At 52.1% G+C, this 12,756-nt stretch carries 6 protein-coding genes; 2 read left to right on the top strand and 4 right to left on the bottom strand.

What is annotated here, in order from left to right; all coding sequences use genetic code 11:
• Positions 1-18: 18 nt before the first annotated feature.
• Positions 19-5,298 carry a hypothetical protein gene (locus EHSB41UT_RS16330; RefSeq protein WP_087111731.1) on the bottom strand — a complete coding sequence of 1,760 codons (5,280 nt, stop codon included), beginning with the start codon at positions 5,296-5,298 and terminating at the stop codon, positions 19-21.
• Positions 5,299-5,449: 151 nt separating this feature from the next.
• Here EHSB41UT_RS16330 and EHSB41UT_RS16325 point away from each other — a divergent pair, with 151 nt between their 5' ends.
• A complete protein-coding gene (locus EHSB41UT_RS16325) occupies positions 5,450-7,840 on the top strand; it encodes a DNA polymerase II (RefSeq protein WP_087111729.1) in 2,391 nt (796 codons plus the stop codon).
• 35 nt (positions 7,841-7,875) lie between these two features.
• Here EHSB41UT_RS16325 and EHSB41UT_RS16320 read toward each other — a convergent pair whose 3' ends face one another.
• Positions 7,876-8,874, bottom strand: coding sequence for a metallophosphoesterase (locus EHSB41UT_RS16320; RefSeq protein ID WP_087111727.1), 999 nt, complete (start codon positions 8,872-8,874; stop codon positions 7,876-7,878).
• 265 nt (positions 8,875-9,139) lie between these two features.
• On the opposite strand from EHSB41UT_RS16320, the gene EHSB41UT_RS16315 reads away from it, so the two are divergent.
• The gene (locus EHSB41UT_RS16315; RefSeq protein ID WP_087111725.1) at positions 9,140-9,577 is read left to right on the top strand and encodes a thiol-disulfide oxidoreductase DCC family protein; all 438 of its coding nucleotides are present in this window, start codon (positions 9,140-9,142) and stop codon (positions 9,575-9,577) included.
• A gap of 65 nt (positions 9,578-9,642) precedes the next feature.
• Here the strand turns inward: EHSB41UT_RS16315 and EHSB41UT_RS16310 are convergent, their stop codons facing one another.
• Together EHSB41UT_RS16310 and EHSB41UT_RS16305 are read right to left on the bottom strand one after the other, a co-directional pair.
• A complete protein-coding gene (locus EHSB41UT_RS16310) occupies positions 9,643-10,053 on the bottom strand; it encodes a hypothetical protein (RefSeq protein WP_087111723.1) in 411 nt (136 codons plus the stop codon).
• A gap of 112 nt (positions 10,054-10,165) precedes the next feature.
• A complete protein-coding gene (locus tag EHSB41UT_RS16305; RefSeq protein ID WP_087111721.1) occupies positions 10,166-12,664 on the bottom strand; it encodes an acyl-CoA dehydrogenase in 2,499 nt (832 codons plus the stop codon).
• Between the last annotated feature and the right edge of the window lie 92 nt (positions 12,665-12,756).

Genomic DNA, 12,756 nt, shown 5'->3' with positions numbered 1-12,756 from the left:
GGTTGGTGAAGTTACCGCTTATTCTATGTGAGACTGCGCGGATTGTAAGTCCGGATCATCAGATGGTTTTTCCGGGGCATCTACAGGATTGGTCACTTTCTTCTTTTTCTTTCTTTTCTTCGGTTTTGCTGCCGGATCGGGCTTGCAGAAACTGGTCTCATTTTCTTCCGCAGATGTTTGTTGAGGGGCACTAAAGTGGAGCCGTTCCATCATCAGGCTATCGTGGCAGTGTTGAACGGTTTGCAGTTCAGCATCGATGCCTGGAATCGGGGCACAGAGATCGGTGTTGTGAAGTTGCGCATAGTGCAGGGCATTGATCACCATCATCTGATGACGCAACTCCGGCAGCACATTATGAAATTCTATAAACCAGGAAAGATCTTCTTCGGGGTCATAAAAGCAGAACTTCTTGCGCAGGTTGTGGATGTAATCGTTCAGCTCCGCGTGCCCCATAAATACCAGTAGCTGTGTCCAGGAATCATCGCGCTGGAACCATTGACGGAATTTGATAAACAGCGGTCTGGTCGGTTTCTCCATATAGGTCAGATAAGGCAGGGCTCTCAGGGACTTTGCCTTGTACTGGGCACTGGCCCTGCAAGTGAGCTTTTGCATTTCAAACCAGATCAGAGAGTCCGGCTGTTTTTTTAGAACCGACCGCAGGGAAAGGTCAAGATGAACATCCAGTTGATTCAGCAGCGAATGACTCAGCTGATCATGTTCCAGATAGCTAAATTGGTCGAAGCGCATCGGGCAATCGCCAATCAGGGCGGCATAGCTGCGCAGCAGTAATACCTGAGCTCGGCACTTTGGTGTCTTCAGTGCCTGGAACAGTCGGTCGAGCTCAGGCAGCAGTCGGGTCTTGATAAATTGCGGCAGTGGAAGTCTGGCAGGATCATCCGGGGTGTTGCTCAGGCAGAGTCGGTCCAGACAATTGATAATCTGGGTTTCTTCGGCACCAGCTTCCATCACACCGGGCATTTCAAAACGCAGTTCGTGCTGGCGCGGGCGCTGATACTGAATCAGCAGCAGCATCATTAACCGCTCAAGAGAGATAGACGAGTTTTCTTCGGTAAAAGTCCGCCGCATCAGATGGCGATGGGCATCCTGGCAGCCCTGGGTTGCCGCATCCAGAAATCTTAAGGCGATACAGGCGCTCTTGAAATCCAGATCCTCTGAGACGGGTATCACCTCCATAGCCAAAGCCTGGATCAACACATCGTAGGGATGGTACAGGATGGTATTTAACTCACCGGCCTTGCGCTGGGAATGAAATTTTTCATCATTCCATACCAGAGGCTTTAGTAGGATTTTTTTATTGTTGCTGGCATCCAGTGATGGTTCCATTTGCTGGAGCAGGCGGGAGAACATGTCATTCTGCGGGTACTCTCCACTCACCACCTGCAGCCTGATCAGATTATCCATTAACTTCAGCAGAGAAGCTGTCTCCTCCAGATGCTCCGACACCTGTGGCAGGGTGAAAACGGCTCGCCCACTTTGCAGGCAAATATGCCTGAGCCAGCAATGAGTGGTCAGGCCATCACTGGCCGCTCCTCCTTTGGAAGCTGCGGATAGTTTTTGTGATTGTTTTTGCGATTGTGTTAGAGAGTGCCTGGTCAACTCAGCCTCATTGGCATTTAACAGATGGCCCAACAGAGCGCTCATCTGATCTACACCGGGTATATCTGCGGCAGTGCGATGCTTGCGTTCGTTCCCCTTTTTGCGGGCAGCAGTGATCCCGCTGATGGAAGAGGGCAGCTGGCACAGGAGAAACGGAAGGTAAGGTTTAAGAACCTGTCCGGGCAAAGGCTCGTTTTTTTCAGCGGCCTTCAAAAGCTGTTTTCCTGCCGGGTCAAAGATATTCTCAAGATGGCTGGTGGCCAGCTTCTTATGTTCTTTGGCCAGTTCCGGCAGGGAAAGAACCAGACTGACCTGCAGTTCTTCCGGAATACTGAGGTTGTAATCACCCTTATCAAAGATGGCCCGGAAGGTGGTCTTCACCGGCTTTCCAAGCATTCCAAACAGGGTCATGGCAATCCAGCTGTATCGGAAGTTCTGTAGCCCCATGGCCTGCTCTGGAATCTGTCGCTGCAGGGTATACAGAATTTTTTCCAGTTTCTTGTGATGCAGGATCTTGATGGAATCTGCCGAAACCAGCTGTCCGCGATAACGAAGGATATCAAGAACCTCTGATTGCCCCTCATCAGTATTAAATCGCAAGGCGTGATGGGCGATCATATAGGGTCTGTTCAGCAGCAGTTTGAGTGTTGGCATGATCAGGCTGTCTGCCAGCCCATCGAGAGTATCAATAAAGAGCTCTTCGATGGCGCCTTCTACCCCCATAACGGCGGCGAAGTAGAGTGGAGCCAGATAATGGTTTTTCCAGTTTTCCTGCCCCTGGTAATCGTTACGGCTATAGAGCAGGGCAGCCCGATGGAGCTTGGCGTAGAGCCAGGCGGCATAAGGGTTGGAGGCCTGAGCTATCGCTTTTTGCAGATCGCCGGATACCTTATCAATCATGTGTGGCGTTTGCGGAAGCGTGATGACGAACGTTTCCTCATTCTTGCCAATCCGGGCATTCATGTCTTGCAGAGCCGAAGCTGTCAGGCGAATTCCGGTATTGATACACGAGTCATCCAAAGCTTCTACCAGCATCTGCCTGACTTTGCCGGATAAACTCGGGTCCATCTGTTTAGTGTCATTAATAACCCGCAGGGAGCGGATAACATCACTGCTTTTGTACTCCGCTTCAAAGCCGGGTGTTTCGATCAAATCCAGAGGAGGCAGAGATTGATAAGGGACGATCCCCGCTGTGGGTTGCTGATCACCGAAGGATGCACGATCTGGCGTCAGATACTGTTTCAGTTTCTGGGCCAGTTCTGAGTTGTCCAGCGTTGTGGTGTCGTCCATTTGCACACAGAGTGGAAGCCAGATGTAAAACGCACAGTGTCCGGAAGGATCTGCATCAGATGCAGCCTTCAGCATGTCGGAGGTATTGAATGCCTTCACACTCTGGCACAAGCGGTATTCGGGTGCAGCCTGCGCATAAGTTTCCAGAGTGGGAGTATTCAGCAGGCAGTGCCAGTCAAAGGCCAAAGCCGGATTGTGGCTGCACAGATTATTGCCATCGGCTTTCCGGTAGCAGCGAAGAACCTGTTCGGGCTGTCCGGCGGCATCAAACAGTACAGCAGCAAGCAGCAAAACCGGTTCCCGGGCTGATGCTTCAAGGGAGAAGCTGCACTCCAGAAGCAACTCGCCCCAGGCTGTCGCCTGATGGGTATTATAAAGCCCCTGTTGTAACAGTGCAGAGACCTGAGCCATGGCCTCCCGGTGAGACGGTATGACCAGCGTTGGATGGTGAACGCTCAGGAGTATGGGGTAGCGATCACGCTGTCTGGCGCATTGAATAACCAATCGTGCCGCAGCGATGGCGGGATAGTTTGGAGCATGGCTTTTTTCGAGGCTTTGTTCACCGCAACGTGCGTGGTGCGGGTTAAACAGTGTCCGATTCAGTAGAACCAGTGCAGCACCGGTCACACCGGCTTTGGCGGCATGGGTCAGCAATTTATCAATTTCGATATGTCGTTTAATGGCCTGTTCTGGTTTGCCAGGGGAGCGCTGCTTGTTTATCTCAATTAACAGTTGGGCATGAATATAAGCGGCACTGGGACATTGGTGGATATTGATCTTCCTGACCAACTCGAGGCCTTTGCACAGCGTTTTTAGATCGTTGGTTAACAGATACGTGTGCTGATCCTCTCTCTGTTGAGGATGCCGCTGCGGACGGGCGACCAGCTGCAAAAGCTGATGCAGCCTGATCAGCTGGCGGAGTGCGCGTTTTTGCGAGCGACGTTGGCTGCCATGGGTAGTCAGACTGTCATCCACCAGTTCCGGCGGCATGGCCAGAATACTGGCCTGGTATTGCGGCGGGCAGCGTGGGGACTTTTTCTCCGGTGCCAGATAGCTTTTGAGAGCCTGCCCCATTTGTTTAAGGGTTTTGAGGTTCTGCTCCGCTCCGCTGTCGTCTGTAGATCGAGCGTTCTCAGTGTCCGAGTAGGTGTCGATATCCTCAGAGTCGGAGTCCGCTTCCCGTTCAGTTGCTGAGGAATCCTGCAGATCTTCTGAATCCTGAGAGGGCGTCGTGGCATCGTCAGGTTGTTCCCGTCGTTTTCTGTCAGTCTCGGTAATGGGCAGTGGTAACTCAGACTGACTTTCACCCTTGCCGGAGAGTGCCTCGGAATAGGTTTTGGGGGCCGGTGGTAAGGCCTGCCGTAATGTTTCAGCATTTGTTGGGTTATGAGTTTTCAGCAATTCCAGCAACTGGTTCAGCGCATCAGGAATATAGGTGTGGCAAAGTGTCAGCAGTTGTTGGGCAAAGGGGTCAGGCTGCCAGTTCGGTAATGCCATTTTGCGGGTAGCCTCAAGATACAGCAGCAGAGGCAGCACATTATTAAGCACCTTGGCGCGGGCAACGGCGTCGTAGGGATTCTCAAAACCTCCTGGTTTGACCTTGTGTAACAGCGGTAATTCCAGAAGGTTCAGATATTCCAGGTCGGTTAGTGCCGGCGCCAGAGTGGGGGCTCCCTCATACTCTCCCATGGAGAAAACCTGAGCCTGACGAATGGTGCTTTGGAACAGGGCACGCTTCTTTCCGGCTTCCGTCAGGCGGTGCTTTCCAGGGTTCTTGGGATCCTCTTCTTCAAACGGCATATCGTCCATTGGCGAGGAAAGATCGATCTTGCCATCAAAGCAGTTGGACAAATTTGTTGTCGGCGTTGTTTCGGTGGCTGGTGGATGCTCTTCTTTCGGAGCGTCTTTGAGAAACAAGCGCATGGGGGCAAGACACAACCAGCTGTCGAAGTAATAGGCCGGGGCACCCTTGATCATATACTCCTTATCAAAGGCGAGACAAAGTCGCGTGGAGAGTGCATGCAGGCTGTTTTTACTGCTCAGCCAGACATCAATATCCTCAACCGGGTAGAGTTCTCTGTCCGGCTTCTCTGACTGGTTATAACGTTTCCCGATAATCCGCTGGAGTACCCGGGAGCCGGTAATGCAAAGATCATTCTCCTCTCCCTTATTCAAACGTTCCTGATGGTATTGACTAATGCTTTGGATCAGCCGTTCACTGAGACTGTGATCCGGCAAAATTGTGCGGCTGAATTGCGGACACAGGGATTTCGCCCACACGTGCTGCTTATGCTCGGGATCAGTAAAGGTGATCTGTCGGTGCTCCGGCGGCGAGGGTGGTTGGCCCTCGGTCACGCTTGCTCGGGCTGCGGTCCAGGAATCAGTGATCATGTTGTCAGCTCTGTTAACCCGGAACTTGGAGGCTCGCCAGCGGGAAAACACTCCCGGCTGATGACCGGTCAGTCAGTGATATTGCAGCACAGCCCGAGGGCCGGAACGTGGTAACATCGTTGATAGACAGGTAAAAACAGATCCGATATTTGTGACAGCCATTGAGCACGGGTTTCTGCTGACCCGGGACAGCCATGACCATAGCCGGCATACGGAAATCATTCTGTGGGTGACCACGCCGCAGGGCCCGGCACGTCTGGTGATTGAGGGGGAGCAACCGGTCTTTCTGCTGCGTCAGGATCAGGCGGAGCGGGCTGAACAGGCTCTGGACGAAGCCGGGATTACCACCCGCAGTCGCCCTCTGGATATGCACACCTTCGCCCATCAGCCGGTGGTGGCGTTCTATTTTCTTACTCTCGATCGCGCCCGAAAGGCTCGTCGTCTATTGAAAGAACGGGGTCTGACCCTCTATGAAGCGGATATCCGGCTGCAGGATCACTATCTAACCGAACGCTTTGTTTACGGCAGTCTGGAGTTTACCGGCCAGCCCCGGGATTGCGGCAGTTATACCGAGTACCGTCGGGTTCGGGTGCGTCCCGGACAGTATCAGCCCAGCTTTCGGGTGGTCTCTCTCGATATTGAATGCTCAGCCAAAGGGGAGCTCTACTCTGTCGGGCTGAGTGGCCAGAGCGACCGGCAGGACAATGATGGGCTGGTCATTATGATTGGCCCGCAGCCGGCCAGGCTCGAAGGTGATACGGCCATCCACTGGGTTGAGAATGAAGCCGGGCTGCTGACTGCGCTGGTGGAGATTCTGGGGCGATGGGACCCTGACATTATTATTGGCTGGAATGTTATCAATTTTGACTTTCGGCTGCTGCTCAAACGGGCCGAGCGGCACAATATTACCCTGTTGCTGGGGCGTGGTGAGCAGGACTGGCAGAAGCGTGTGCACTGGCGGGAACGGGCTGGTGAGAATGAGCAGGGCTTTATCACCATTCCCGGGCGGGTGGTGATTGATGGTATCGAGAGCCTGCGGGCTGCTACCTGGCACTTTGATAGTTTCAGCCTTGAATTTGTAGCTCGCACTCTGTTGGGGAAGGGCAAGGATACCGAAGATGTTGATAACCGGATGGCGATCATCACCCATGATTTCCACCACAACAAAGAAAAACTGGCCCGCTATAACCTGGAAGACTGTCGTCTGGTTCAGGAGGTGTTTGATCATACTCGCCTGCTGGATTATCTGCGGTTGCGCAGTCAGCTGACCGGGCTGGAGCTGGATAGGCTGGGTGGCTCGGTCGCGGCCTTCACCAATCTCTATCTGCCGAAACTGCATCGGGCTGGCTATATTGCGCCGAATCTGCCGGAAGGTGGTGGACTGGCAAGTCCCGGCGGTTATGTTATGGACTCCCTGCCCGGGTTGTACGACAACGTGCTCGTGCTTGATTTTAAAAGTCTGTATCCGTCGATTATCCGAACCTTTCTGGTCGATCCCCTTGGGCTGGTGGAAGGTCTTAAAGAACCGGAAGAGGCAGTGCCCGGTTTTCGGGGCGCACTGTTCTCCCGGGAGAAGCATTTCCTGCCGGAGATTATCCGTTCTCTCTGGGCTCAGCGGGATGAAGCCAAACGGGAAAAGGATGCGGCCCGCTCCCAGGCTTTGAAAATTATTATGAACTCCTTCTATGGCGTGTTGGGTTCTGGCGGTTGTCGCTTCTACGACACTCGTCTGGCCAGTTCGATCACTATGCGCGGACATGCCATTATGCAGCAGACCGCCCGCTGGATTGAGGAGCAGGGCTATCAGGTTATCTATGGCGATACTGACTCCACCTTTGTTCATCTTGGCGCTGAGTTGAGCGAAGAGCAGGCTGATAATGTGGGTCGCGAGCTGGAACAGATGATCAATACTCGCTGGCGACAGACTATTACCGAAGAGTTTCAGCTGGAGAGTTATCTGGAGCTGGAATTTGAAACGCTCTATACCCGTTTTCTGATGCCCACTATCCGAGGTATGGTAACCGGCAGCAAGAAACGTTACGCCGGATTAAAGAAAAATAAAGACGGCACCGAGCTGGTGTTTAAAGGTCTGGAAACCGTTCGCTCGGATTGGACGGATCTAGCCAAGACTTTCCAGATCGCTTTGTTTGAAAAGGTCTTTGCTGGTGAATCCCCGGAGCAACTGGTGCAAGATGCGGTGGCAGAGACTCTGGCCGGAAAACACGACGATCAGCTGATTTATCGAAAACGATTGCGCCGGCGGTTGGATGAGTATGTGAAAAATGTTCCGCCCCATGTGCGAGCCGCACGGCGGGCTGATGAACTGAACCGTCAGCATGGCAAACCGGAACGCTATCAGCATAAGGGCTGGATCAGTTATGTAATAACGGTGGCGGGGCCAGAGGCAGTCGAGTGGCAGCAAAGTCCGGTAGATTATCAGCACTATATCGATAAACAACTGCAGCCGGTGGCGGACGGGGTATTACCGTTTGTTGGGCTGGATTTTCTGGCGCTGGTGGATAATCAACAAGGGCTGTTTTAAACAGCCCTTGTTGTCTAACGCTTACATAACAAAACTTAGCTTTGCTTGGTCAGAGTTTTGGTAAAGGTCTTGGTGGCTTCGCCAGTATCGGGGTTAACGACAAACGCTTCTCCGGTCAGCGTCTCCTGATTCAGCGTGATCACAAAGAAACCCAGCACATCACCGGCCTGATACCAGGCTTCATTACGGTGCGGATTGGTCAGGCCTCGGGTTTTGGCACCGGCGCCGGAAACAATAAATGAGGTCTTGTCACAACCACTCTTGGGCGCCAGCCATTGCAGATCATGATCATGGCCGGTAATCAGCAGATCAATTTTTCCGCACAGTTTATCTTCGGTCAGCTTCTTCCAGGTTTTGCCCTGACCGGCCAGACCATCATAGATACCGGCGTTGCCATGGCGACCATTGGAAACATAAGGGTGATGGGAGAAAGCTATCTTCCATTGGCCTTTTGAGGCTTTCAGGGTGTCGCGAATCCAACGACGGTGCTCTTTTGTATAGCGGCTGCGCCAGAACTTGTAATCCCAGTCCAGACCGCCAGCAATCGGGTTGGAGTCCAGAGCCAGAAAGTCTGCCAGCGGCTGCTCGCTGTTTTCCGGCATGGCAAAGTGATAGTAGCGGGCAGGCATCTTCCACTTGTCGCTGATGCGGTCATCACGGTAGTGATAGTCCACCTGAAAATCACCCTTGAAATTATTCAAGCCATCGCCGGTATCAAAGTGAGAGTTATCGTGGTTACCGAGGGCCATATAGAAGGGAAAGTCCAAGTCTATATACGGCATTTCAAACTTGTCGATAAACTCGCTGTCATCACTGGACTCGGCGCCATTCTCGTAAATATTGTCGCCCAGCCCGATAGCAAACTGGCAATCACGACTGGCGCAAACTGAAGCAATGGCTTCCGCAACCCGATATTGTCCGGACTTTCCGGTACCGGTATCTCCAACAGCAATAAAGGTGAGAGACTCTGCACGAACGGTTTGGGAAATTATCAGGGACAGGCAGGAAAACAGCAGGGGAATAAGTGTTTTCATGGTTATGTTCTTCTTATCAGTTATGTTGTTTTTAATCACGGCATCAGGGCAAATACATCTCCACAGCGTTTGCAATTATCGTCTGTCATTGTTTCATAAATGTTGTAGTTATTGTTTGCTGTATGGACGTTCGATTTGTTGAAGATGGGTCAGTGATCAGAATGGAGGTGATTGATCTTTTTTCCGTGTTTGTGCGTATGATGGGTAATAAATGGTGCTCGTAGAAAATGCTATGAAACGCGGTTCAGGATAGGTTTGTAGGCTTATGGGGTTAAGAACAGCAGATATTACCTTCCCGGTCACACTGTTTTACGACGGTAACTGCCCGGTCTGTATGAAAGAGATTCGCTGGCTGCGTGAGAAAGATCAGCATCAGCGGCTGATCTTGGAGAATATTCAGCTGCCCGGTTTCTCAGAGCGTTTTCCTTTTCTTGATCCGGTAGAGCTGGATCGTCTCCTCCATGCCCGTTTGGGGGATGGAAAGATTGTAACTGGCGTTGATGCAACACTGGCAGCCTGGGCTGCGGTGGATAAAGGGTTTTGGATTGCGCCTCTGCGCTGGCCGATTTTAGGCTGGTTGGCTGATTTAGGATATAGAGTCTTTGCTCGGAATCGACATGGTATTGCCCGACGTTTTGCCTGGTACTTTGGCCAGCCGGGCTGTGATGGGGAGAGTTGTTCTATTGATAATCGGACAAAATAAATAGCGATATATCTTTTGTCAGGAGTTCTGCATTGGATCAAAAGATATATTGTTTAATCCAGCATCTATAAATATTTAAATATCAACTCTATAACAACATCAATGTATTCATGTATAACCAAAACTACGAGGTAGAATGAGCACCCATACCAGTATAATAAGTTTTTAGTTAATAGTGATTTGACACCTAAATACTTTTTGTCCAAGTACTTCCTTACCTCAATAACGTGCTCGTCTTTTGTCTCTTTTTCCAATATTTTTATTTCCCTTAGTGTTGGTGGGAAATGGTTTCGTGCTTGTAAGAGAATTCCAAGCACAATAGGAAAACAGAGCAATGCAGCTTTTTGCGGGTCATTAAAGCTAAGGCATGTTAAAGCTAATGTGAAAGAAATGAGTCCAACACCCGTGTTGAGGAAGTCATTATGCTTTTTGGCTTCCTGCTTAATATCTTCTTCATCAAATAGCTTTGATTCCATTTTTTATGTCCAATTTTATATAGGAGTTATTAGTTGATCGTGGATTATTGTTTGAATAATTAGAACATAAAAAACCGGAGACAAGCTCCGGTTTTATTCAGGTCGTTAAGATTTACGCAGCCGCGTTATCTTCCACCTTGCGGGTCCGACGCTTCTTCTGAGGTGCAACCTTTTTATCCTGGTTTTCAGAAACCGGGCCAAAGTGCTCCAGCGGGAAGTCATCGACATTGACCATATCCAGCACATCCTTCTCAAAGGCCAGCATAAAGTCGCCTTCTTCCTGAGTCAGTACACCCAGAGCAACGCCTTCAGTGATACGGCCTTCGATAGTCAGTTCCGCTTCATTGTACTTGCCGTCTTTCAGTGCCTGACTGATCTTCTTGTAGATCGGGTCAGCACGTTCCACACGATCCAGCAGTGTGTCGTAAACAGCCAGCGGATTGCGGGTTGCCGCCTTGCGGGTATCGGCACGGTAGATATTACCGATCAGACGCTCGCGGGTGGCAGACTTGCTGGACACCAGATCAACAATACGGTTGATCAGAGTATCACCCGGCTTTTTCATGCGACGACCCAGTGGCAGGGTCAGACCGCGCAGCGCCCAGGCAACCGGACGATTTGGCAAGTTGCTGAGTACACCGTCGAGAGCTTCTTCAAACTCGGCAAACAGCTTCTGGCAGGAGTAATCCACCAGCGGCAGGTCTTCACGATGACGACCCTGATCCTGCCAGTGCTTCAGCACACAGGAGGCCAGGTAAAGCTTGGACAACATATCGGCAAGGCGACCGGAGATCATTTCCTTGAACTTCAGCTGACCACCCAGAGAGAACATGCACATATCTACCGTCAGGGAGAAAGCTGCCACATAACGGTTGATCTGCTTGTAGTGAGGGCCGGTAGCATCGCTGACCGGTGAGCCAGAAAACGCTGAGTTGGTCAGCCCCAACACCAGAGAACGGGCGGCGTTAGAGGCGATAAAGCCAAAGTGGCCGAACAGTGCCTTATCAAAGGCCGGCAGATCATTTTCCTTGGCTGCGTGCATTTCCGGCAGCACATAAGGGTGGCAGCGGATAGCGCCCTGACCAAAGGTAATCATGGAGCGGGTCAGGATGTTGGCCCCTTCCACGGTAATGGCAACAGGTACAGACGCATAACCGGAGGAGAGGTAGTTGCCCGGACCGGTAATGATCGCCTTGCCGCCATGGATATCCATACTGTCGAGGGCAATCTGACGGGCCATCTCGGTCAGGTTGTACTTGAGAATGGCAGAAGGGACAGCAGGTTTTTCACCCTGGTCGATCGCAATCGCAGTTACCCGTGCACCAGCAGCAGCGGTGTAGGTGTTACCGGCGATACGAGCCAGCGCATCCTGAACCCCTTCCAGCTTGGCAATGGGGACATTGAACTGGCGACGAATGCGGGAATAGGCACCACCGGCCGCAATGGCATAGCGGCCACCACCTGCGCCGGAGGACGGCAGGGTGATGCAGCGACCAACAGACAGACATTCCACCAGCATCTTCCAGCCATGGCCGCGCATATCCGGGCCACCGATAATAAATTCCAGCGGGATAAAGACATCATGACCATGGATCGGACCGTTCATAAACGGTGTACCCAGTGGCTTATGACGATTACCAATCTCCATGCCTTTCAGACCGCGAGGCAGAAGGGCAACGGTAATACCGATATCGTTTTTGTCGCCCAGCAGTCCGTCCGGGTCAAACATACGGAAGGCCATACCAACAACGGTCGCAACCGGCGCCAGGGTGATATAGCGCTTGGAGAAATTCATCCGGATGCCAACCACTTCCTTACCTTCGTACTCGCCCTTGCAGACGATACCGGTATCCGGCAGAGAGGTAGCATCGGAACCGGCACGCGGTCCGGTCAGAGCGAAGCAGGGAATTTCACGACCATCAGCCAGGCGGGGCAGGTAGTGATTCTTCTGGTCTTCGGTACCGTACTTGAGCAGCAGTTCACCGGGGCCGAGGGAGTTGGGAACACCGACGGTGGTAAAGGCCGCACCGGAGAGGCCTGCCAGTTTTTGCAGCACCGCAGACTGAGCCTGGGCAGAGAAACCAAGACCGCCGTACTCTTTGGGGATGATCATGGCGAAGAAGCGTTCCTTCTTCATATAGTCCCAGACTTCCGGAGGCATATCGCCATCCTGCTCGATCGTCCACTCATCAATCATGGAAGCCAGGGTTTCCACCTGATTATCGAGGAAGGCCTGCTCTTCTTCGCTCATGGTTGGGTTCGGGTGATTGGTCAGCTTGTCCCAATCGGGCTTGCCGGCAAACATTTGTCCGTCCCACCAGACAGTACCGGCATCCAGCGCGGTCTGCTCGGTTTCAGACATTTCCGGAAGCAGCTTCTTATAGATTTTGAAGATCGGGTTGGTCAGTGTGTTGGCGCGGAATTTGGTCTGGGCGAGCACCGCGAAAACGGCAGTAAGAACCAGAGCGGAAAACGCAGCGACGCCACCGGGGCCAATCAGCCAGATGGCCAGAGTGATCACCCCGAAGGTAATCGCAGATGTCATCAGGTCGGCCCGTTTATAGGCCAGGGCAACAAGCGCCGCAATCTGCAGCAAAATCCATGCAAGCATAAAAGCCTCTCAGACATAAATGAACCCGGCCATGGAACCACAACCCTTGGCGGCATTGACTGGCTGCTTTATGGTCGTATCAGGGCATAATA

This window comes from Parendozoicomonas haliclonae (assembly GCF_900174585.1).
Lineage (GTDB): Bacteria > Pseudomonadota > Gammaproteobacteria > Pseudomonadales > Endozoicomonadaceae > Sansalvadorimonas > Sansalvadorimonas haliclonae.
The sequence above is the reverse complement of the archived record's forward strand: the minus strand, read 5'-3'. Positions and strand labels throughout refer to the sequence as shown.